Raw genomic sequence first — 22,409 nt, forward strand, 5'->3', positions numbered from 1 at the left:
GGCTGTCCTTGCTGTCTGACCTCGTAACCTTCAATCGACGCTTCTCGTACGGCTGTTGAACCCACCGGCTGCCGGCCGGTTCCTTGAACATCGCGCGAGCGCGGTGCCGCAGCCTCGATGGTCAACGGGAGCAGGGCCGCTGATCAGCAGGCGCTGGCCACACGCGCCTTCAATTCGTCGTGCGGGACAATGGCCGCATCGAGCTCCTGTCTCTTCTCGACGATCTCGTATCCGCAGTGATCGAGCCATGCGATCAATCGATCGGCCATGGCGTAATCCCAGCTCGGATACGATCTGGCGATGACTTCGCGGGGCGTGAATTTTCGAGCCATGATCTCGGACCCTGTCTGAGCGTTTCGCCCTGATCTAGCCGAAGCTGTCGCTGCTTCGCGGTGGAATTCGGTTCTTTTTGTTACATTTGATGTGAAGAGATGACTTTTGTCTTTCCGCGGTGCCCAGGTCCTCACAATCGCCGCCGACATGGTGAAAACCTTCTCGCCGCGCCGACTTCGATCCATTTCGATGATCGGCTGTGGCGTAGTCGTGCACAGAGCAAGGCCGCCGTGTGGTGGGTGGCGCGGTGTTTCGTCACAGGCAAAAGGCGAGAGAACGGCGAGAGCTTCGCGGGCATGGTTCGCAGGACGCGCGTGCCGGAACAGAGCGAGCCGTTCACGCTTTTCAGTGCGGCGGCCGACGTTTGTCGGCCGGTTTGGGTGCCAAGAGAGGGAAGCAATGAGGCTGATATGTCTGGCCGTGCTGCTGGCGGGTCTCTCGACGGCTGGGAGCGCAACGGCCAACGAGTCCTGCGGTCCGGGGTGTCACGTTGCCCGCAACGGCGGCTGCGTCGTTGACGGCTGGGAGGCGGGTGCCCCGGTGTGGAACGAATGCCCCGCGGGTGCGCGGCCGAGGCCGCCATGCGGCGCGGCCTTCAGATGGAGCCGGCAAGCCAAGGCCTGCATCGCGAAATGAGCCACGGAAGCATGACCCTGGTGCGGGGGCCTCCGCATGTCCAACTCAGGTGTCGGACGATGGGGCTCCGTGTGAAGCCACCGTGCCGATGTCCAGGGTGAACAGCCTCTGATCGTCGGCGTTCTCCGAGTAGGCCAGGACCTGCTCCAGCAAGCCGATGACGGCGGTCGCGCGAGCCTGCTGATCGCTATCGTCATAATAGGCGGCCGCCAGGACGGACCCATTGGCCTCGCACATCGCCTTGATCTCAACAATCATCGTTGCATCCCATGCCGCTTCGGATGCCGGGATACTGCCGAACTCCTGTTAAATTCGCACAAAATGCTCCGAATAAACTGGAGGTATTATAATGCGGTCCGAAGCTTCAGGAGGATGCTTGCTTCAGCTCGCCTTTGCATGGATCACCTCGCACGGCGCGCTGGTGCCAAAGGCCCGCCGGATCCACGCCCGCGACGGAGACTCGATCAGCATGTAGGTGATCCAGGCGACGGCCGTGACGATGGCCACGAACAGGCCGAGCCTGAGGAGGAGCTCCAGGACTCCGGGCGCATCGGACTTGCCGATCATGGCGAGCCGGATGAGAAAGGGGTGCAGCAGGTAGATCGAGTAGCTGCATTCGCCGCCGATAATGATCGTGCGGGATGACAGCCAGCGTGCATGGCCGTAACCGCTGGCGGCAACGAAGACGATCGAGAACCCGACGATCTCGATGAGCCGTACGGCGAGCTCGATCGAGAACGACCAGCCGGGCAGGCGCGGCTGCAGGAACAGCAGCACAGGGGCGCAGGCCAGGCTCGCGACCGACAGCCAGAACACGGCCGTCACGGTCCGGCGCTCTGCTGCATCAGGCTGTGACACGCTGCGGTTCTGGTAGATCATGGCCGCAAAGCATCCGGCCAGGAACTGGGCCACGTGCAGATAGGGCGCGTAGTAGGTGAGCCACTGCATCCCATCGTGCTGGAGGCTCGGCACGAGCGCCTGCAACACAGCGTCGCCGAACGTGAAGAATGCAGCGATCGTCAGCGCAAACGCCAGGATGTTCGCGAGCGCGAGCCAGATCATCGTTGATAGTCGGACGACGCCGGCGAGTGCGAAACAGACGAACGGAAACAGCAGGTAGAAGAACAGCTCGACGCTGATCGACCAGAGGTGCTGGAGGGACGGGACGACGGCGACCAGCATGGTGCTGTTCTGAACCGGAAACCAGGCCTGCGTCATCGTCAGGATGAAACCGAGCGAGGGCGCGGAGAACCCTCGGGCGATCGCGAGGTAGCCGACGATCGCGATCACGACCACGGCGTACATGGGATAGAGGCGGGCGAAGCGAGCGATCGCGAATTCGCGAAGCGCGGCTGCGACGTGTTCAGCCTGAAAGCGTCGGGCATAATTGAGCCAGAGGACGAAGCCGCTCAGCACGAAGAACATCGTCATGCCGATGCTGCTGACCTGGGCAATCAACTCCGCCGGCCAGCCACGCCCCAATGACGGTGCGCCATGTCCGACCGCAACGGTCGCAGCCGCGACGAAACGCAGGCCGGTCAGCGAGCCGATGAATCGTTGGTCGTCATTCACGTTCAGATGCCGTCACGTTGCGACTTCGTCCTGGCACTTCGCAGCCGCGGCGGGCTGAGTTGCTTTTGTCGCTGCAATTGGCGGCTGCAGGCAAACCGACCGGGCTGTCCGCCCGGGGCAGATGCTCCACAGGTCCAAACAATGGCGTGGCGCGCTCGGAGAGATTCGAACTCCCGACCCTCGGAATCGAAATCCGATGCTCTATCCAGCTGAGCTACGAGCGCCTGCCGACGGACGCAAATCCCCCGTGTGGATCCGGATATCAGACTTGGACGGGCAAGACCAGTCTTCGCCGCTCATGGCCAGTCGACCCGGCGACAGGCCGTCGCGGCGCCGGGCCTTCGGCTTGCGTCAGAAGCAGGGATGCCGGCGGCGGTCCTGGCCGATATAGGCGGCCGAGCTCTGGTAGCAGTGGTTGGTCGAGGGGCCGTCGTAGAAGGCGAATGTGCCGGGCAGCGGACCCGGGCCATAATTGTGCAGGAAGCTGATCGCGTAGGGCAGGCCGTGGTGATGGTGATGGCGATGGTGCCGGTGATGGCTGCGCGCCTCCGACAACGCCGGGGCCAGGGCCGCGGCAACCACGATCAGGGCGGCGACGGACGATGCGAGCTTGCTCATGTTTTTCCTCCAGAAAGGACGCTAAGGCCAGCCATCTGGCCGGACATTCAACCTGACCGAGGCGGAAAGGGTGCGCAAAGGCGACCACCTCGCCAAAATTTTGGCTTTTTCCGCATGCTTAACGAATCCATGACAAAGTCCGGCGACCGCCATCGGGCCAAATGGCCCTGCCGCGACCGCGCCGAGATGAGACCGGGTTTCCTGTCCAATCCATGAACCGCCTGATCCCAAGCGTCGTGCTTTCGCTGATCGCCGCGACACCGGCGTCTGCGGATCTGCACATCACGCGGGATCATGGCGGATATATCGAAGAGTACAAGGCCAAGTACAGGCACATCCGGGACACGCGTCAGCGCGTGATCATCGACGGCATCTGCAATTCCGCCTGCACGCTGGTGTTCGGCATCGTTCCGCTGAACAGGATCTGCGTCACGCCGAGGGCGAGTCTCGGCTTTCATCAGGCGTACTACGACAAGGCTTTTACGTTCGGCATCAAGGTCACCAGCCTCGAGGGGACGTCGGAGCTGATGTCCTTTTATCCGGAGACGGTGAGGTCCTGGATCCGGCGCAATGGCGGGCTGACGACCGAGATGAAGCGAATCACCAACGGCGAAGAACTCTGGAAAATCGTCGACCCCTGTCCCGATTCCTGGTGAGCCTTTAGCGCTGTCCGGGCGCGGCATCTCGCATCGCAGCGTGCCCGTCGGGGCGGCAACGGACGGCGTAGCTGCGTCGTCGAAGCCGGAGGTGATGACTCCGGGCAAGCAAGACGGAAGGCCGGCATTGCGCAGCAGCGCAAGATCGCGCTCCATCCCGGCGAGCGGCGGCAGCGGAATTCCGAACGGCGCCAGAACGGGTAAAATACACGAAACAATCCAGCGCCAGATCGTCCCCACTACCGGGCACTGGATTGTTTCGCCGGGATGGTCAGGGAAGCTGATGGGCTGCCCTCAGTCCCGAACCAGACAGGTCTTAGCGCTTGGCCTTCTTCGTCTTCTTGGCCGCTTTCTTGGTGGCCTTCTTGACGGTCTTCTTTGCCGCCTTCTTCGCGGTCTTCTTCACTGTCTTCTTGGCCGACTTCTTGGTGGCGACCTTCTTGGCCTTGGCGGCAGCCCGCTTGGGGGCGGCCTTCTTGGCCGTTTTCTTGGCCGTCTTCTTGGAAGCCCGCTTCGCCTTCGGCGCCGCGGCAGTCGTGGGATCGGTCGCAGCCTCGGGCGGTGTGCTCGGCGCGGCGACGGTCGGGTCGGTCAGTGTGGTGTCGTCCATATCGGTCCCCCGATGTGTTGGAAACCTTGCGACGATAGCTGGATTCTCTCTGCTGTCAAAGCGAGCGCAACTAATCACTTGTGCGCAAGCTCGCATAAGCCGCCAATGCGCGCTCGCGGCCGTGCTTGTGATCGACGATCGGCGCGGGGTAGGAGCGGCCGAGCGTGACGCCGGCCTCGGCGAGCTCGAGCGGCTTTGCCGTCCAGGGCTGATGAGTCAGCCCGGCGGGAAGGCGCGACAGCTCTGGAACCCAGCGCCGTACATAGCTTCCATTGGAGTCGAACTTCTCGCCTTGCAGCACGGGATTGAAGACGCGGAAGTAGGGGGCGGCATCCGCACCGGAGCCGGCGACCCATTGCCAGCTGGCCGGGTTGCTGCCGGCATCGGCGTCCACCAGCGTGTCCCAGAACCACTGTTCGCCCTGCCGCCAGTCGATCAGCAGGTGCTTCACCAGCAGCGAGGCGACCACCATGCGGACGCGGTTGTGCATGCTGCCGGTGTGCCACAGCTCGCGCATTCCGGCGTCGACGATCGGATAGCCGGTCTGTCCATGCTGCCAGGCGGCGAGGGCCGCATCGTCCTGGGTCCACGGGAACGCGTCGAACGACGGTTGCAGGTTGCGGGTGGACAGCTCGGGATTGTTGTAGAGCAGGTGGCGGCTGAACTCGCGCCAGCCCACTTCGCTCAGGAACTTGTCGATCCCTTTCGCCAGGGCTGGGCGCTCCTCGGCGGCAAAGCGTGCCGCGTGCCAGATCTGGCGCGGGCTGATTTCGCCAAAGCGTAAATGCGGCGACAGCCGCGAGGTGGCCTCGATGTCGGGGCGGTCGCGCTCGGCGGCGTAGCTGCCGACGGCGGTCTCGAGGAACTTGCCGAGGCGCTGCTGTGCGGCGCGCTCGCCGGCCTGCCACGCCGCGCGCAGCCCGCCCGCCCAATCCGGCTTGGCAGGTTCCAGCTTGAGCTGGTCGACGGTCAAGCTGGTGACCGCAGGCGCCGCTGACATCCTCGCCGGCGTCGGCAGCGGCTTCGGTGGATCTCCAAGGGCCAGCACGCGCTTCCAGAACGGAGTGAACACGCGCGGGCCGCGTCCATCCTTGCCACGCATTTCGGCCGGGTCGACCAGCAGGTCGTCGGGAAACACGCGCGACTTCACGCCGATGTCGCCAAGCGCGGCATCCACGGCCGCCGCCACAGTGCGTGGTCCGCGCTGGGCGACGTCGTTCCAATACACGGCGCCGGCCTTGGTCTCGCGCGCCAGCTCGTGGATGACCTTCACCGCCGGGCCGCGGCGGATCACCAGATCGCTGCCGAGCGTCTTCAACTCGGCCTGGAGTGCACGCAGCGATTGCGCCAGCCACCACTGCGTCGCGCCGCCGAGGGGACGGAGTCCCGGGCTCTCCTGATCGTAGACGTAACTACACACGACGGGGGCGCCCGACAGCGCGGCTGTATGCAACGCCGGGTGGTCAGATAGTCGCAGGCTCTCGCGAAACCATACAATGATAGGGGCAGCTGACATGATCAGGTATCTTGATGCTCTTTTTTGCGATGCGACAGTATTCTTCCTGCCGGAAATAATCAGATGGAAACCAAGTACGGGCAGTTTGAGATTCAGTTGCACTCTCTCGAAGGTAAAAGACGTTGTCCGTAAAGTTGAAGCTTGGCACCAAGGCGCTGATTGGCGCCGCGGTGGTCATCGCCGTGAACACAGCCCTCGTCGTCGGCGCGGCCTACTGGTCGCTTTCCTCCGACTTTGCTGATCGTGCCAAGCGCGACATCGAAGGCAATCTGCGCACCTTTGCGCTGACCTTCACCGAAACGTTCAAGGACGCCAAGGTCAGCGTGCAGAACGGCGCTGTCACCCGTATTGAGATTCCTGCGATCCCCGAGATCAAGGATCACGCGATCGTCGATCGTGCGGTCTCCTATGTCGGCGGCAGCGCGACGCTGTTCGTGGTCGACGACAGCGGACAATTCGTGCGCCGCTCGACCAACGTCAAGAAGGAGAACGGCGACCGCGCCGTCGGAACGCAGCTCGCGGCCGATCACCCGGCGCAGATGCTGCTGCGCCGGGGCGAAGCCTATAAGGGGCCGGCCACGCTGTTCGGCAAGCCGTTCATGACCGCCTATTTCCCCGTCACCACCCCCGCGGGCAAGGTGATCGGCATCCTCTATGTCGGCGTGCCGATGGCGGAGCTCGATGCGATGCTCTCGCAGGCGATGCAGACCATGATCATCGCGGCGGCGATTGCGGCGCTGCTGGTGCTTGCACTGACCATGCTCGCCGTGCGTCGCGTCACCAAGCCCTTGAGTGCCGTGACGGATGCTCTGACCGCGATCGCGGAGGGACGTGAGAACGTCGAGATCAAGTCCGACGACCGCGGTGACGAGATCGGCGAGATCGCCCGCAGCCTGGTCGTATTCCGCAGCGCTGCCAGCGAGCGGCGCCGGATGCGCGAGGAGCAGACCGCCTCGGCCGCCGCGGCGGTCGAGCAGCGCAAGGCCGAGCTGCAGCGCTTCGTCGATTCGTTCCAGGCCAGCATCGGCGGCATCATCGACAACGTGCTGACCTCGTCGAGCGAGTTCGAGCGCGAGGCGCGCCAGCTGACCCAGACCGCGCGCACCACAGCCGACCTGTCGGGACAGTCGGCCGGCGCCTCGGAAACCGCCTCCGAGCACGTCCGCACCGCGGCCGCCGCTTCCGACGAGCTGTCCGGCTCGATCGGGGAGATCATCCGCCGCGTGCAGGAATCCAACGCCATCGCGGCCGAGGCGGTCAACCAGGCCACCGCAACCGACCAGCGTATCAAGGAGCTGTCCGACGCCGGCAACCGTATCGGCGACGTCGTCAAGCTGATCACCTCGATCGCCGAGCAGACCAACCTGCTGGCGCTCAACGCCACCATCGAGGCCGCCCGCGCCGGCGATGCCGGCCGCGGCTTCGCGGTGGTTGCCCAGGAGGTCAAGACGCTGGCCGGCCAGACCGCCAAGGCGACCGAGGAGATCTCCAGCCAGATCGCCAACATGCAGACCGTGACCCAGGAGTCGGTCGACGCCATCAAGGCGATCGGCTCGACCATCGAGCGCATCAACGGGATCGCCGCGTCGATCTCGGCCGCCGTCGAGCAGCAGCGTGCCGCCACCCAGAACATCACCCAGAGCGTCCGCTCGGCCGCGAGCGGCACCGCCGAGGTCGTCAACAACATCCGCAGCGCCGCACGCGGGGCGGGCGAGACCGGCGAAAGCTCCAACCGGATGTTCGCTTCCGCCCAGGTGCTGTCCAGAGAAAGCCTGCGGCTCAAGGCCGAGGTGCAGAAATTCCTCGATGGGATGCGCGCGGCCTGACGCGGCGGCTCACCCGTAGAGCAGCCGCGGCAGGATGGTCACGATCCCCGGAAACAGGGTGAGCAGCAGCACGAAGGCGATCATGATGACGAGATAGGGGGCGGTCACGCGGGCGATATAGCCCAGGCCGTCCTCGGTCAGGCCCTGGATCACGAAAAGGTTGAAGCCGACCGGCGGCGTGATCTGGGCTATCTCCACGGCGAGCACCAGGAAGATCCCGAACCAGACCTCGTCGAAGCCGGCGCTCTTCACGATCGGCAGCACGATCGGCAGCGTCATCACGATCATCGAGAAGCCGTCGAGGAAGCAGCCGAGGATCAGGTAGAACACGATCAGCACGGCGATCAGCATGAACGGCGACAGGCCGAGGCCCTTGACGAACGCGGCCACGGCCTGGGGAATGCCGAGGAACGCGGCCGCATTGCCCAGGATCGACGCGCCGAGCACGATCAGCGCGATCATCGAGCAGGTGATGACCGAGCCGATCATCACGTCGCGCACCACCTGCAGCGACATCGATCCCTGGAAATAGGCGACGAGGGCCGCGCCGAGCACGCCGACGGCGGCGGCCTCGGACGGCGTCGCCAGGCCGCCATACATCGAGCCGAGCACGCAGGCGATCAGGAACAGGGCCGGCGCCAGATCCTTCAGCGCCGCGAAGCGCTCGGCCCACGGCACCTGCGACAGCAGCGCTTCGGCCTTCGGCACCATCGAAGGCTTCAGCGTGGTGTGCAGCATCACCCAGCCCATGAAGGTTGCGGCCAGCAGCAGGCCCGGCAGCACGCCGGCAGTGAAGAGCTTTAAAATAGAAACGTCGCCGAGCACGCCATAGATGATCATGATGTTCGACGGCGGGATCAGGAAGCCGAGCGTGCCGGCGCCGGCGAGCGAGCCGATCGCGATGTCGCGGGAATAGCCGCGGCGCAACAGCTCGTTGAGCGACATCCGGCCGATCACCTGCGTGGTCGCGGCGGAGGAGCCGGAGATCGCGGCGAAGATGGTGCAGCCGATCACGTTGACGTGGAGCAGGCGGCCCGGCAGCAGCCCGGCCCACGGCGCCAGCCCCTGGAACAGCGAGCGCGACAGGCGGGTGCGGAACAACAGCTCGCCCATCAGGATGAACAGCGGCAGCGCCAAGAGCTCCTGGGTGGTCAGGATGTTCCAGGCATATTGCGGAAGCAGCTTGTCCAGCGGGATCGAGCGGAACATCGCCAGCAGCAAGGTCGCCGTGAGCGCGAGCGTGAGCCCGATCCACAGCCCACCGGCCAGCAGCGCGAACAGGATGACGAACAGGGCGATGACTTCGATGGTCATGGGGCGATGCGGTCCGCGGTGAGGGGGGCGGGCGGGAGAGGCGGGGCGGAGGAGGGGGATGGCCCGCCCACTCCGTCATTCCGGGGCATTCGCGCGCGAAATGGCGAAGCCATTTCGGGGCAGCGCGAATGAGCCCGGAATCCATAACCACAGGCCGATATGGTGGAGCGATGTGCCAACCTCGAGCGTGCCCCACAGGACATTCTGTGGCTATGGGTTCCGGGCTCGCGCTCCGACTTGAGGCCGACATGCGTCGGCCTCAAGCTCCGCGCGCCCCGGAACGACGCGTGGAGAGGGCGGGCGTCCCAGCGAGCATTCGGTGCGCTGGCTCGCCTGCCGGCGTAGCCACGAATGCTGCCAATTCTGGCAGTGGCGGGCTGCGGCCACACGATCGTTTCGGGTCGTCCCCGCTTCCTCATTCGACCGGCGAAGCCTTCATCCTGTGATCCTCGACCGGCAATCCCAGCGCGGCCTGGATCGCGCGGGCGAGGAATTGCAAGGTGAGCAGCAGCATGCCGAAAGTGACGACCGCCTGTGGAAACCACAGCGGCGTGTCGCTCGAGGTCGAAACCTGGCCACGGACGAATGAGCTCCAGGCGAACTTCGTCATCGCCAAGGTCAGGAACGCCATGAAGGCGAAGCCCGCGGCCGCGGCCAGCACCTCCATCGCGCGCTGCAGTGGCGCCGGCACGTTCTTCAAGAGCAGCACCACGCGGATGTGGCCGCCGACCCGGAGCGTCATGGCGGCGCCGAAGGTGAACGAGGCTGCCATCAGGTAGGACGAGTATTCCCAGGCGATCGAGATCGTCGGCGGGAAGAACGGCAGCACGTTCGACAATGCCCGCGTCGTCACCTCCGCCAGCATCAGCGTCGTCAGCGTCAGCAAACAGCCGCCGCCGATCCAGCCATCGAGCCGGCCGAGCCGGTCGATGACGTCGAGCAGGATGCGCAGCGGCGCGGGCGCTGCTGCGTTGAGGCTCGCCGTTTGGCCCGGCGATGGCTCCACGACGGCCTCAGCCACGCTTCATCTCGGCGAGATAGGCCTTCACCGGCGCTTCTGCTGCCGGCACGCGCTTGAGGAACGCTTCCATCTGCGGCGCCGTCTTGGCGCGGATCTCGGTCATCATCGCGTCCGAGACCGGCACCACCTCCATGCCGCCTTCCTTCAGGCGGTTGAGGCTGTCGACGTCGGCCTTGACCGAGTTGGCCCAGAAGGTCGGCTCCATCTTCGCGGCGATGTCGCTGACGATCTTCTGCTGCTCGGGCGTCAGCGCCTTCCAGGAATCCAGGTTCACGTTCAGCATCTGCGACGACCACACATGGTTGGTCGGGTAGACGTATTTGAGGAACTCCCAGAACTTGCCGTCGACGCCCGACACCGACGAGGTCGAGACGCCCGCGACCGCGCCGGAGGCCAGCGCCGGAATGGTCTCGCCCCAGGGGATCATGACAGCGGCCATGCCGACGGCGTTGAGCATGTCGACGGCGTTCTTGTCGGGCACGCGGATCTTGATGTTCTTCAGCCCTGCGACGTCTGATGTCTTGACCTTCAGATGCAGATACTGCGTCGGCCACGGCACGATGTAGAGGATCTTCTGGTTGTTGCGCGCGGCGATCTTGTCGTATTCGGGCCGCACATATTTGTGCAGCACCTTGAGTTCGTCCATCGATCCGGCGAGGAACGGGATGCTCTCGACGCCCATGAACGGCTCGTCGCCGACCTGCTGGATGTTGAGCACGTCGGCCAGCGGCACCAGCCCGTCGCGAATGGCGCGCAGATGCTCGGGCCCCTTGAAGCCGAGCTGACCGCCGGCCTTGACGGTGATGTTGACCGCGCCGCCGGTCTGCTTCTTCACTTCCTCCGCGAACGCCATCGCGTTCTGGGTGTGGAAGTTGCCGTCGGGCCAGACGGTGGACATGTCCCAGTTCGTCGTGGCGGCGCGGGCCCTCGTTGAGACGTGGCCGGCTGCCAGCAGGGTCGCTGCACCTGCCGTGAACGTCCGTCGCGTGATCATGGGTGTCTCCGGTTCGTTGCTGAGCTATGGAAAATGGAAGAGGCGTGTCGAGCGGTGTGGTCGCGGCCATCCTTCGAGACGCCCGCCTGCGGCGGGCTCCTCAGGATGAGGACACGGTTCGCGGCCAGATGCTGCTCCTCATGGTGAGGAGCGTCGCTCTTGCGACGCGTCTCGAACCATGAGGCCACAAGTGTTTCGACGGGCATGAAATTTCACCGCACCTGCCCGTAGACCGCGGCCGCGTTGTCCGCCGACACCAGCCCCGCCTCGACATCGCCTTGCACCAGCTCTGCCGCACGCTCCCGGGGATCGCCGATGCCCGCGCCGCCCGGCGTCAGCACCACCAGACGGTCGTCCGGCGGGACGGTCTGGAAACCCTTGCCACGCAGCTTCTTTCCTGACTTGAGCCCGACATAGCCGGCCTGGCCATTGTGGCCGCCGTCGCGGCCGCGCGGCGGGTGATCGATGCGGTCGAAGGCGGCGAGGATGTCGAACGGGGCGTCGACGCCGCTGCCGACCTCGATGATCTGGCCGAGGCCGCCGCGGGTGCGTCCCGGGCCGCCGGAATCCGGGCGCAGCTCCTTGCGCCAGAAGATCAGCGGGGTCTGCGTCTCGGCGATCTCGACAGGGGTGCCGCGCACGCCGGAGGGATAGGCGGTCGCCGACAGCCCGTCCTTGTCGAAGCGGGCGCCGGTGCCGCCGTTCGACGTCACCGCCATCGAGAACCCATAATTGCCACCGGCACCGGAGCGGGTCTGGCCGCGGACGTTGAGATTCCACAGGCACGAGGTGCCCTCAGCCGGCACGCGCTCCGGGATGATCTGCCTGAGGCAGCCGAACACGACGTCGGGCAGCATCTGGCCGATGACGTGGCGCGAGGCGACCGGCGCGGGTTTTGGTGCATTGAGGATCGCGCCCGACGGCGCCGAGACGGTTAGCGGCGACAGCGAGCCGGCATTGTTGGGGATCTCGGAGGCGACGACGCAGCCGAGCCCGAACACGGTGTAGGCCGTGGTGTAGGACAGCGGCACGTTGATGCCGAACTTCGACGCGGGCGAGGTGCCGTCGAAATCGACATGGATGCCGCTCTCCGAGATCGTCAGCGCCGCCTTCAAGGTCACCGGCGCATCATAGCCGTCGACCACCATCTCGTTGCGCCAGGTGCCCTTCGGCAGTTTCGCGATCTCGGCCAGCACAGCTTCGCGCGAGCGGTCGCAGACGTAGTCGCCGAGCTCGTCGAGCGAGGCGATGCCGAACTCGGTCATCATCTCGACCAGGCGCTGGCAGCCGACATCGTTGCAGGCGGCGAGCGAATAGGTGTCGCCTTCGGTGTCGACCGGCAGCCGCGTGTTGGCGCGGATCATCGCCATCAGCGTCTCGTTGACGAGGCCCTGGTCGATCAGCTTCAGCATCGGGATGTACAGCCCCTCCATGAACACGTCGGTGCCATCGGGGCCGAAGCCGATGCCGCCGATGTCCATCAGATGGCTGGTGCAGGAGAACAGCGCGACCGGCTGGCCGTCCTTGAAGCAGGGCGTGGTGACGACGAAATCGTTGAGATGGCCGGTGCCCATCCAGGGATCGTTGGTGATGTAGGCGTCGCCCGGCTTCATCGTATGAATCGGGAAATGCGCGATGAAGTGCTTCACCGATTCCGCCATCGAGTTGACGTGGCCCGGCGTGCCGGTGACCGCCTGCGCCAGCATGCGGCCCTTGAGATCGAAGACGCCGGCGGAGAGGTCGCCGCATTCGCGCACGATCGGACTGAAGGCGGTGCGCAGCAGCACCTGCGCCTGCTCCTCGACCACGGCGATCAGCCGGTGCCACATGATCTGCAGGTCGATCAGGCTGGTTTGGGACTGGCTCATCTCAGGCCGCCTTCCGTTCCATGACGATGCTGCCGGCACCGTCGATATGCGCATCGAAACTGTTGGAGACGAAGGTCGAGGTCTCGTCCTCGGCGATGACAGCGGGGCCGGCGATGACCGCGCCCGGCGCCATCTGCTCGCGGCGATAGAGCGGGATCTCGACGAAGTGCCCGGCGCGGCCGTCGAAGAATTTGCGGTGGCCGGCGGCTTGTCCCGCGGGCTTGCGCGTCACAGCGGCAACGGTGGCCGGCTGGCGCGCGTCCGTGGTCGCCAGCACCGACCAGCTCAGCACCTCGATGGCGGCACCGGGAATGGCGCGCTCGAACAGCGCGGCATATCCGGCTTCGAACGACGCGCGCAGCGCGGGCAGATCGTCCGCGGTGAGCGGACGGTTCGGCGGCGCGACGCTGATCTCATGACCCTGGCCGACATAGCGCATGAAGGCGGCGCGGCGCTCGCGCACCGGAGCGCCCGCGGCACCCGGCTCGACCAGCGCGCGCGCCTCATCGGCCATCTCCTGCAGCAGGCCGGAGACGAGCGCCGTGTCGAAATCATCGAGCCGGGCATGGCGGCTGCGCACCAGCTCATAGGCAATGGGGGCTGCAAGGAAGCCGACGGCCGAGCCGACGCCGGCATTGGATGGCACGATCACTCGGGAAACACCGATCTTCTCGGCGACGCGGGCGGCATGCAGCGGCGCGGCGCCGCCGAACGCGATCAGCGTGTGCTGGCCGATGACTGCGCCGCGCTCGACGGCGTGGACGCGCGCCGCGCTTGCCATGTTCTCGCAGACCACCTCATGCACGGCATAGGCTGCGGTCTCGGCGTCGAGGCCGAGCGGCGCGCCGACGTCGCGGAGCAGGGCCTGTTTCGACAGCTCGGGATCGAGCTTGATGGTGCCGCCGGCGAACGCGTCGGGATCGATCATGCCGAGCGCGACGTCGGAATCGGTGACGGCCGGACGCAGACCGCCGCGGCCGTAGCAGGCCGGGCCCGGTTCGGAGGAGGCGCTTTCGGGTCCGACGGTGACGCGCTTCATCGCGTCGATGCGCGCGATCGAGCCGCCGCCGGCGCCGATCTCGACCATCTCGATCACGGGAATGCGCACCGGCAGGCCGGAGCCCTTCAGGAAGCGCGCGGCGCGATCGACCTCGAACACGCGCGAGCTCTCGGGCTCGAAATTCTCGATCAGGCAGATCTTGGCGGTGGTGCCGCCCATGTCGAACGACAGCACCTTGCGCTCGCCGAGCCGTGCCGCGATCTGGCCGGCGAAGATTGCACCGCCCGCAGGGCCGGACTCGACGAGCCGCACCGGGAAGCGCCGCGCGGTCGCGATCGAGGTGACGCCGCCGCCGGATGTGACGAGGTAGATCGCGCCGCGGAACTGCTCGATCCTCAGCGCCTGCTCCATGCGCGCGAGGTAGCTGTCCATCAGCGGCTGCACATAGGCGTTGGCGACCGCCGTCGAGGTCCGCTCATATTCCCGGATTTCGGGACAGACCGCCGAGGAGATCGTGATCGAGATGCCCGGCAGCTCCTCGCTCAGGATCTCTGCCGCGCGACGCTCATGGGCCGGATTGGCGTAGGCGTGCAGGAACGCGATGGCGATGCTCGCGACATCGAGCGCGCGCAGCTGCGGCACCAATGCCCGCACCGCCGCTTCGTCGAGCGGCAGCCTGACCTCGCCATGAGCATCGACGCGCTCGGGCACGGTGAAGCGCAGGGCACGCGGCACCAGCGGCTTCGGCTTGTCGATCGAGAGATCATACTGGTCGTAGCGGCTCTCAGTTCCAATATCCAGAACATCGCGGAAGCCTGACGTGGCGATCAGCGCCGTGTTGGCGCCGCGGCGCTCGATGATGGCGTTGGTCGCGAGCGTGGTGCCGTGGATGAAGACGTCGATATCGGAGATTCGCGCACGTGCATCGGCGAGGATGAGGCGGGTGCCGTCCAGCACGGCCTGCTCCGGCTGCGTTGGTGTGGTCAGCAGCTTGCGCGTTCGACGCTTGCAGCCGATGTCGAGAACGATATCGGTGAATGTGCCGCCGATATCGACGGCCAGCCGGACTTCGGCTCCTTCAAGCATTCGCAGGTCTCCGCAAGCGACGAATTGATGTGTGAGTTGAGCAATTCTCATGCCGTTACGCCAGCGTGGATGCAGGCTTGCTGCTCTGCGTCTGCTGCGGTGCGGACTTCAAGTCGCGGCGCGCCGAGCGCTCAACCCTGCTGATTGTCGTGTGACTCGGTCGTGCTGGTGCGTGATCGACACGGTGAGACGCTCCACGGCAGAACGAGAATTCTGGCTCATGCGACTCGCGCCGCGGGGCAGGGCGCGTGGCAGGCCACGCCCGGCGGGAGTTGCCGACACAATGAAGGTGCGACGCGTTCAGGGCGCCGCATCGGGATCGTGCACACGACGCGATGGCGCGCGCTGCGATCTGCCGCGCCGGCAGACCTCGGCGCCGCGGATTGCTGACCTCGGCCGTGCGTGTATAAGTCGGCCCCCCGTGCTGCGGTCGCAGCCGGCGGTCCTCCAATGGCAGGTCATGGTCGAACCCGACGTCACGACATCCGACGGCATGCCGTCGCCGCAGGCCCCGCGCCGCGGCGCGGTCGCGTTCATCTTCGTCACCATCCTGCTCGACATGCTCGCGCTCGGGCTGATCATGCCGATCCTGCCGAAGCTGATCGAGAGCTTCGTCGGCAATGACACCGCGCATGCAGCGCGCATCTTCGGCCTGTTCGGAACCGCCTGGGCGCTGATGCAGTTCGTGTTCTCGCCGGTGCTGGGCAGCCTGTCGGACCGGTTCGGCCGGCGGCCCGTCATCCTGATGTCGAATTTCGGCCTCGCCGCAGACTACGTGCTGATGGCGCTGGCGCCGTCGCTCGCGTGGCTGTTCGTCGGCCGCCTGATCTCCGGCGTCACCTCGGCCAGCGTCTCCACGGCATTCGCCTACATCTCGGACCTCACGCCGCCGGACCGGCGTGCGGCGGTGTTCGGCCGCATCGGCGCGGCGTTCGGCGCCGGCTTCGTGCTCGGGCCCGCCACCGGCGGCCTGCTCGGCGACATCGATCCGCGGCTGCCGTTCTGGGCGGCCGCCGGGCTCAGCTTCGCCAATGCGCTCTATGGATTGCTGGTGCTCCCGGAATCGCTGCCGCCGGAGCGGCGCAGTCCATTCCGGTGGCGCACCGCGAACCCGCTCGGGGCGCTGCAATTGCTGCGCTCGGATCACACGCTCGCCGGACTGTCGGTCGTCAACTTCATCACCCAGCTCGCCCATGTCGTGCTGCCGTCGACCTTCGTGCTCTATGCGACCTACCGCTATGGCTGGGATACGCGCACCGTCGGCCTGACGCTGGCGATCGTCGGCGTCTGCGCCATGATCGTGCAGGGCGGGGCGGTCGGGCTGATCGTGCGTTCGCTCGGCGAGCGCGGCGCGCTCATGCTCGGCCTGGCCTCGGGGACGGTGGGATTTCTGATCTTCGGCCTCGCGCCGACCGGCCCGTTGAGCTGGCTCGGCATTCCCGCGATGGCGCTGTGGGGAGTCTCGGGTGCGGCGATCCAGGCGCTGATGACCCGGCTGGTGGCGCCGGAGAGACAAGGGCAGCTGCAGGGGGCGACGTCGAGCGTGCAGAGCATGGCCCAGCTCGCAGGCCCCTTCCTGTTCACGCTGACCTTCGCCTATTTCATCGGCGCCGCCGCGCCGCTGCATCTGCCCGGCGCGCCATTCCTGCTGGCCTCGAGCTTGCTGATCGTGGCGCTCGTGGTCGCGGTGCGGACGCTGCGCACGAGCTATGCGAAACCCTCATCCTGAGTGAGCACACCGCGCGGACACGGGGACGCCGGCATCGTCGCGAGACGGCGCGGTGCGCCGCCTCGCCGTGAGAGTTCAGGCGACTACTTCTTCACCAGCGGACATTCGCTGGCTTCGAGCGGCTTGGCCGCGTCTTCCGCCGGAATGGTCGCGACCAGCTTGTAGTAGTCCCAGGGATATTTGGATTCTTCCGGCTTCTTGACCTCGAACAGATAGGCCGGGATCAGGCGGCGACCGTCGGCGCGCAGCGGGCCCTTGCCGAACAGCGGATCGTCGGTCGGGATCTCCTTCATCTTGGCCACGACCTTGGCGCCGTCATGCGGATTGCCGCCGAGCGCCTCGAGCGCCTTCAGGTAGTGCAGCGTGCCGGCGTAGTTGCCGGCCACCGTCATCGACGGCATCGTGCCCTTCGGCGACAGCTTGATGAAGCGGTTGGACCAGGCGCGGGTCTGCTCGTTGAGGTCCCAGTAGAATGATTCCGTGAAGGTCAGGCCCTGCGCGACCTTCAGCCCCAGCGCATGCACGTCATTGACGAACAGCAGCAGCGCGGCGAGCTTCTGTCCGGCCGCGACGATGCCGAACTCGGACGCCTGCTTGATAGCATTGGTGGTGTCGCCGCCGGCATTGGCGAGGCCCACGACCTTGGCCTTGGACGCCTGCGCCTGCAACAGGAACGACGAGAAATCGGCGGTGTTGAGCGGATGCTTGACCGAGCCGGCCACCTTGCCGCCATTGGCGGTGACGACGGCCGAGGTGTCGCGCTCCAGCGCCTGGCCGAATGCGTAGTCCGCGGTCAGGAAGAACCAGCTGTCACCACCGGACTTGGTCAGCGCCTTGCCGGTGCCGTTGGCCAGCATGTAGGTGTCGTAGGTGAAGGAGATGGTGTTGGCGTTGCAGGCCTTGCCGGTCAGGTCGGCAGTCGCGCCGCCGGAATTGATCAGGACCACGTTCTTGTCCTTGACCAGGTTCGAGACGGCCAGCGCCACGCCAGAGTTCGGCGTGTCCATGATGACATCGACCTTCTGGGTGTCGATCCACTGCCGGCCGATGTTGACGCCGATATCGGGCTTGTTCTGGTGGTCGCCGCTGATGACCTCGATGGTCCAGCCCTTGGCCTTCAGGCCGCTGTCCTCGACGGCCATGTTGATCGCGGCGACCGAGTTGGGTCCGCCGATGTCGGCATAGAGGCTCGACATGTCGTTGAGCACGCCGATCTTGACGACCTTGTCGTCGGCGAAGGCGGAACCGGCAAAGCTGAGTGCGGTGGCAGCAAGCAGCGCGGCCATCCGCCGCGCGTGAGACGTCGTCATCAAATCCTCCCTGGTGTCGTGTCACGGCGGGCTTCTTTGGCGCCCCTTGCCGTCGGTCCCTTTGGATAGCCGGTCTCGTGAGTTGCGGCAATGCGCCAAAAGGGGGGAGGCGCGCCCAAGCTTTGTGCGCCTCGCCTGAGCGTTAACGCAGCGCGTCCGAGGTCAGCCTGAATTTCTGGATGCGCTTACCCGTATCGACCTCGGCGGTATAAACGTTGCCCTGCTTGTCGACCGCCATCGCGTGCACCCAGTGGAATTGGCCGGCATTGCGGCCATTGTGGCCGAAGCTCCCGACCACGCTGCCGTCGTCGCGGCGGATGATGCGGATCTCGTTGTTCTCGCCGTCGGCGGACAACAGGTAGCTCTGCTTCGGATCGGGCCAGATCGCGATGTCCCACACCGCGCCGTTGCCGAGGGTGCTCTTTTCAAAGAACCACTCGGTCACGAACGTCCCGTCCTTCCTGAACACCTGGATGCGGTCGTTGATGCGGTCGCAGACATAGACGAGGCCGTCGTCGGCGATCTTCACGCAGTGCACGGGATTGCCGAACTGCTGGGCGACCGGCGCCTTCGGATCATAGGGCGGCTGCTTGGCATCGTCGGGGACATGGCCGTAAGCGCCCCAGTGGCGCTTGTAGGCGAGGGTGGTGGCATCGAACACGATGACGCGCCGGTTGCCGTAGCCGTCGGCGACGTAGATCTCGTTCGCATCCTTGTCGATTGCGGTCTCGGCGGGCTTGCCGAGCTGTGTCGTGTCGTTCGAGCCCTTGCTCGGCGCGATCGTCCCGATCTGTGCGACGAACTTGCCGTCGAGGGTGAATTTCAGGATCGCATTGTCGTTGTCGGCATTGCCGCCGATCCAGACGAAGCCGCGCTCATCGACCTCGATGCCATGCTCACGCCCGACCCATTCATAGCCCGGGCCCGGGCCGCCCCAGGCGCGCAGCAGATTGCCGTCGGCGTCGAATTCGAGCACGGGCGGCGCCGAAATGCAGCATTTCGAACGCGGCGGCGTGAGGGCTGCTCCCTTCTCGTCATCGGTCAGCGAGCGCGGCCGGTGAATCACCCAGATGTGGCCCTGCGCGTCGACGGTGATGCCGCCGACCTGGCCGAGAATCCAGTTGTTGGGGAGCTGCTTCGGCCAGGATGGCTCGACGGCGAAGGCCGGAATGTCGGCCGCAGCCGCCATGCGCGGGAGCAGCAGGCTCGCGGCGGCGATGATCAGCGTCAGAGCCCGGGCGAATCCGATCGCCGGCCCGCGCGATGTGCGCGTCATGCCATCCTCCCTTGTCATGCTGCGGTCGACCGCTTGTTGCGGCAGTCAATCGCGGGCCGGGAGCAGTGTCAATTGCCGCCGCCGTCCGCGCGCTGCGCCTCGGCGATCTCTCGCCCCCGCATGGCAGGCGGACGGAGGAAGCGCGTGATCATGATGCGAAGATGGTTCGTGCTCTGCTTGATGTCGGCCGCGGGATTGCGGATCGGCAGCGCGCGCGCGCCATCGACGATCGCAACCAGGACGTTCGCAGTGGCTTCGGGATCGAGGCCGGGATCGACGTCGCCGCGCTGTTGCGCCTTGACCAGGAAGTCGACCAGCAGCCGCCTGATCCCTCGGCCCTGGTCCTGGACGATGCGGGCGAAATTCGGATTGCGGCAGGCTTCCGCCAGGGCTTCGGCGCTCAGGACCTGGGCTTCGCGGCGTCGGATGCTCGTCGTCTCGAGCTCCGTCAGGAACGCCTCGATGACATCGGGGGAGGCCAGGATCGCTTCGAAGCGCGCTGCCGCATTGGCGAGGCTGTGTTCGACGAGCGCCTCGATGATCGCTTCCTTGCTGCCGAAGTAGTGATAGAGGTGGCCCGGGCTGATCCTGGCCGCGGCGCAGATGTCCGTGGTGCTGGCACCGTGAAATCCGTTCCTGACGAAGCACGACAGCGCGGCCTCGAGAATCTCCCGGCGCTTCTGCTCGTGCTTGACCGGATCGACCTTCCTCATCGCCCCTGATCCCGCTTGCCCAACTCCCGCCTCACTTTATCCGTCTCCGCCAACTCGTTGTAATATAAAATAATATTTCCCGGCGCTCTATTGTAGAGAATTTGATCTAATTTGGTTGGACAAGCGCTATGGCTTGTGAGACTTAATTAGAGTGAGTTATCTATCAATGGGTCTCTCCGGTATGTCGGGTCTCGCCCCGCTGACGTGGACGGCGCTGGCGTCCCTGGCTCTGGCCACTGCCGGCTGTGCCAATGCCCCGCTCGAACGGGCCGGCTCGCTCAAGAACTACGACCGTCTCGCCGACGCCAACGGGCTGGTGACGCGCTCGCAGATCAAGGCCAACAAGAAGGAGCTGCTCGAGGCCAAGACGGTCCGGATCGAACCGACCGCCTTCCCGCCGCGCCCGGATGTCGCCTTGGACGAGGGCGAGCGCAGGCTGGTGGCCAACGCCATCAGCCGCGAAATGTGCCTGCGGCTCAGTGAGCGATTCCAGATCGTCGGGCCCCGCGAGGAGGCCGATCTGACGGTCAAGGCGACCGTCACCCATGCGACGGCGACCAATGCGACGGCTTCCGCGGCCTCGCAGGCGGCCTCGATTGCCAAGAGCGTCGCGCTGCCGGGCGTTCCGGTGCCGGTGCCACGGCTGCCGGTCGGGCTCGGCACCCTGTCCGTCGAAGCCGAGGCGCGTGATTTCGCCGGCTTCCAGAAGGCTGCGATGGTCTGGGCGCGCGGCGCCAATTCGGTGTCGACGGCGCGCATGGCCAATGACGGCGATGCCTATGACCTCGCCGCCGAGTTCGGCGCTGATTTCGCCAAGCTGGTGTCGACCGGCGAGTCGCCGTTCGGCGGCGTCGCGTCGCTGGGTTCGTTGCCATCCGTATCGAGCGTGCCGGCGAGGTTCGGCGGTGCCCCTAAATATGCCGCATGTGAGCAGTTTGGTCGCTTCCCGGGCCTCAAGGGTTTCGTCGGCGCCGGCCTTGGCCTGCCGCCCGGCTGGACCGACAAGGGCGCCGACGAGGCCAGGCCGACGCCACCACCGCCGTCGCCAGAGGTCGCGAGCATGGAGCAGCAACCCACGCGATGAAGCCCGCTGCCACCTTCCGTGCCGTCGTCGTGCGCCTTGCTGCCGTGCTCGTCACGTCGCTGCAACTGGCCGCATGCGCGGCGATCATGCCGCGCAATTCGGCGCCCGAGCTGGCCGCCGTTAGCGCCGAGCCGGTCGGCTTCCGCGACGTCCGCTATTGGGGCGATGAGCCGTCGCCGCGAATGGCCGAGGCGTCGATGCCGCGGGCATTGGCCGAGATCCCGGCCTCGCGCCCGCTGAATTTCCTGGCGATCTCCGGCGGCGCCGAGAACGGCGCGTTCGGCGCCGGGCTGCTGGCCGGCTGGGGCGAGGCCGGCAACCGGCCGACCTTCGACATGGTGACGGGCGTCAGCTCGGGCGCGCTGATCGCGCCCTTCGTCTTCCTTGGCCGCGCGCATGACGACCGGCTGCGCGAGATCTTCACCGCCTATGAGCGCAAGGACATTTTCACCGTCAACGTTCCCGGCCTGCTGCAGGGCTCGGCGCTGGCCGACAACACGCCGTTGTCGCGCCTGATCGAGAAGTATGTCGACCGCGAATTCCTGCGCGACGTCGCCCGCGAGAGTGCGAAGGGCAGGGTGCTGCTGGTCGGCACCACCAATCTCGACGCGCAGCGGCCGGTGCTGTGGGACATGGGGCGTATCGCAGCCGTCGACACGCCGGAGGCCATCGACCTGTTTCGCCAGGTGCTGCTCGCTTCCGCCACCGTGCCCGGCGCCTTCGCGCCTGTCCGCATCAAGGTGCGGATCGGCGACAAGGACTATGACGAGCTGCATGTCGATGGCGGTGTGACGCGGCAGGTGTTCATCGGCCCGTCGGTGCTGCGCCTCGTCTCCGGCCGCGGTCCGCGGCGAAGCGTGAGCGGCGCGCATCTCTACGTCATCCGCAACGCCCGCATCGACCCGCAATGGGACAGCGTCGGCGCCGACGTGCTCTCGGTGACGCAGCGCTCGCTGTCGACGCTGATCAAGAACCAGGGCATCGGCGACATCTATCGGATCTATTCGGTGGCAAAGTTCAACGGCATCGACTTCAACCTCGCCAGCGTGCCTGCGGATTTCCAGGTCAAGGCCGACGGGCCGTTCGACCGCAGCTACATGACCGCTCTGTTCGATCGCGGCTACGAGATGGGCCGGCGCGGCTATCCCTGGGTGAAGAGCCTGCCGGGCCTGCAATCCAACGAGCAAGGTCTCACGGCCCAGCTTCCTTCGCGTACTCTGGCGGCGGCCGCACGATGATCCGGCTCG

The 22,409-nt window shown here is 66.0% G+C and carries 20 protein-coding genes and 1 tRNA gene; 6 read left to right on the forward strand and 15 right to left on the reverse strand.

Annotated elements, in window-relative coordinates; all coding sequences use genetic code 11:
* Window positions 1-143: 143 nt before the first annotated feature.
* Window positions 144-332 (reverse strand): hypothetical protein, encoded by a 189-nt coding sequence (locus tag QQL87_RS33395; RefSeq protein ID WP_284419299.1) that lies wholly within the window; start codon window positions 330-332, stop codon window positions 144-146.
* A 400-nt stretch (window positions 333-732) separates the two neighbouring features.
* On the opposite strand from QQL87_RS33395, the gene QQL87_RS37365 reads away from it, so the two are divergent.
* Window positions 733-969 (forward strand): hypothetical protein, encoded by a 237-nt coding sequence (locus tag QQL87_RS37365; RefSeq protein ID WP_502871250.1) that lies wholly within the window; start codon window positions 733-735, stop codon window positions 967-969.
* A gap of 45 nt (window positions 970-1,014) precedes the next feature.
* Here QQL87_RS37365 and QQL87_RS33400 read toward each other — a convergent pair whose 3' ends face one another.
* The 4 genes from QQL87_RS33400 to QQL87_RS33415 form a co-directional block, all read right to left on the reverse strand.
* Entirely contained in the window at window positions 1,015-1,227 is a 213-nt protein-coding gene (locus QQL87_RS33400; protein WP_284419298.1) for a hypothetical protein, read from the reverse strand.
* A gap of 123 nt (window positions 1,228-1,350) precedes the next feature.
* Window positions 1,351-2,541: an acyltransferase family protein gene (locus QQL87_RS33405; protein ID WP_284419297.1), complete on the reverse strand. Its 1,191-nt coding sequence runs from the start codon at window positions 2,539-2,541 to the stop codon at window positions 1,351-1,353.
* Between the two features lie 147 nt (window positions 2,542-2,688).
* A tRNA-Arg gene (locus QQL87_RS33410) sits at window positions 2,689-2,765 on the reverse strand.
* Between the two features lie 127 nt (window positions 2,766-2,892).
* A complete protein-coding gene (locus QQL87_RS33415) occupies window positions 2,893-3,159 on the reverse strand; it encodes a hypothetical protein (RefSeq protein ID WP_284419296.1) in 267 nt (88 codons plus the stop codon).
* Window positions 3,160-3,371: 212 nt separating this feature from the next.
* Between QQL87_RS33415 and QQL87_RS33420 the strand changes: the two genes are divergently transcribed.
* Window positions 3,372-3,815, forward strand: a complete 444-nt coding sequence (locus QQL87_RS33420; RefSeq protein ID WP_284419295.1) for a hypothetical protein — start codon at window positions 3,372-3,374, stop codon at window positions 3,813-3,815.
* A 316-nt stretch (window positions 3,816-4,131) separates the two neighbouring features.
* On the opposite strand, the gene QQL87_RS33425 is transcribed toward QQL87_RS33420, so the two are convergent.
* Together QQL87_RS33425 and QQL87_RS33430 are read right to left on the reverse strand one after the other, a co-directional pair.
* On the reverse strand, window positions 4,132-4,425 hold the full coding sequence (locus tag QQL87_RS33425) for a histone (protein ID WP_284419294.1): 294 nt from the start codon (window positions 4,423-4,425) through the stop codon (window positions 4,132-4,134).
* Between the two features lie 70 nt (window positions 4,426-4,495).
* Window positions 4,496-5,941, reverse strand: coding sequence for a cryptochrome/photolyase family protein (locus QQL87_RS33430; protein WP_284419512.1), 1,446 nt, complete (start codon window positions 5,939-5,941; stop codon window positions 4,496-4,498).
* Window positions 5,942-6,063: 122 nt separating this feature from the next.
* Between QQL87_RS33430 and QQL87_RS33435 the strand changes: the two genes are divergently transcribed.
* Entirely contained in the window at window positions 6,064-7,767 is a 1,704-nt protein-coding gene (locus QQL87_RS33435; RefSeq protein ID WP_284419292.1) for a methyl-accepting chemotaxis protein, read from the forward strand.
* Window positions 7,768-7,776: 9 nt separating this feature from the next.
* On the opposite strand, the gene QQL87_RS33440 is transcribed toward QQL87_RS33435, so the two are convergent.
* From QQL87_RS33440 to QQL87_RS33460, 5 genes are all read right to left on the reverse strand, one after another.
* A complete protein-coding gene (locus tag QQL87_RS33440; protein ID WP_284419291.1) occupies window positions 7,777-9,081 on the reverse strand; it encodes a TRAP transporter large permease in 1,305 nt (434 codons plus the stop codon).
* Between the two features lie 415 nt (window positions 9,082-9,496).
* Window positions 9,497-10,102, reverse strand: a complete 606-nt coding sequence (locus tag QQL87_RS33445; RefSeq protein ID WP_284419290.1) for a TRAP transporter small permease subunit — start codon at window positions 10,100-10,102, stop codon at window positions 9,497-9,499.
* Entirely contained in the window at window positions 10,095-11,096 is a 1,002-nt protein-coding gene (locus tag QQL87_RS33450; protein WP_284419289.1) for a TRAP transporter substrate-binding protein, read from the reverse strand. The genes QQL87_RS33445 and QQL87_RS33450 overlap by 8 nt, the downstream gene beginning before the upstream one ends.
* Window positions 11,097-11,308: 212 nt before the next feature.
* On the reverse strand, window positions 11,309-12,964 hold the full coding sequence (locus tag QQL87_RS33455; RefSeq protein WP_284419288.1) for a hydantoinase B/oxoprolinase family protein: 1,656 nt from the start codon (window positions 12,962-12,964) through the stop codon (window positions 11,309-11,311).
* A 1-nt stretch (window position 12,965) separates the two neighbouring features.
* The gene (locus tag QQL87_RS33460) at window positions 12,966-15,050 is read right to left on the reverse strand and encodes a hydantoinase/oxoprolinase family protein (protein ID WP_284419287.1); all 2,085 of its coding nucleotides are present in this window, start codon (window positions 15,048-15,050) and stop codon (window positions 12,966-12,968) included.
* Window positions 15,051-15,510: 460 nt separating this feature from the next.
* On the opposite strand from QQL87_RS33460, the gene QQL87_RS33465 reads away from it, so the two are divergent.
* A complete protein-coding gene (locus tag QQL87_RS33465; protein WP_284419286.1) occupies window positions 15,511-16,779 on the forward strand; it encodes a TCR/Tet family MFS transporter in 1,269 nt (422 codons plus the stop codon).
* A gap of 83 nt (window positions 16,780-16,862) precedes the next feature.
* Here the strand turns inward: QQL87_RS33465 and QQL87_RS33470 are convergent, their stop codons facing one another.
* The 3 genes from QQL87_RS33470 to QQL87_RS33480 all read right to left on the reverse strand — a co-directional run bounded on the left by QQL87_RS33470 (window position 16,863) and on the right by QQL87_RS33480 (window position 20,078).
* Window positions 16,863-18,089: an ABC transporter substrate-binding protein gene (locus QQL87_RS33470; protein WP_284419285.1), complete on the reverse strand. Its 1,227-nt coding sequence runs from the start codon at window positions 18,087-18,089 to the stop codon at window positions 16,863-16,865.
* A 142-nt stretch (window positions 18,090-18,231) separates the two neighbouring features.
* Complete coding sequence (locus QQL87_RS33475; RefSeq protein WP_284419283.1) at window positions 18,232-19,365, reverse strand: NHL repeat-containing protein; 1,134 nt, start codon at window positions 19,363-19,365, stop codon at window positions 18,232-18,234.
* Between the two features lie 68 nt (window positions 19,366-19,433).
* Complete coding sequence (locus tag QQL87_RS33480; RefSeq protein WP_284419282.1) at window positions 19,434-20,078, reverse strand: TetR/AcrR family transcriptional regulator; 645 nt, start codon at window positions 20,076-20,078, stop codon at window positions 19,434-19,436.
* A 166-nt stretch (window positions 20,079-20,244) separates the two neighbouring features.
* Between QQL87_RS33480 and QQL87_RS33485 the strand changes: the two genes are divergently transcribed.
* Window positions 20,245-21,162, forward strand: coding sequence for a DUF3313 family protein (locus tag QQL87_RS33485; protein ID WP_284419281.1), 918 nt, complete (start codon window positions 20,245-20,247; stop codon window positions 21,160-21,162).
* Window positions 21,159-22,400, forward strand: a complete 1,242-nt coding sequence (locus QQL87_RS33490) for a patatin-like phospholipase family protein (RefSeq protein WP_284419279.1) — start codon at window positions 21,159-21,161, stop codon at window positions 22,398-22,400. The genes QQL87_RS33485 and QQL87_RS33490 overlap by 4 nt, the downstream gene beginning before the upstream one ends.
* The last annotated feature ends 9 nt before the right edge of the window (window positions 22,401-22,409 follow it).

The organism is Bradyrhizobium sp. SSBR45G (assembly GCF_030159255.1).
GTDB lineage: Bacteria > Pseudomonadota > Alphaproteobacteria > Rhizobiales > Xanthobacteraceae > Bradyrhizobium.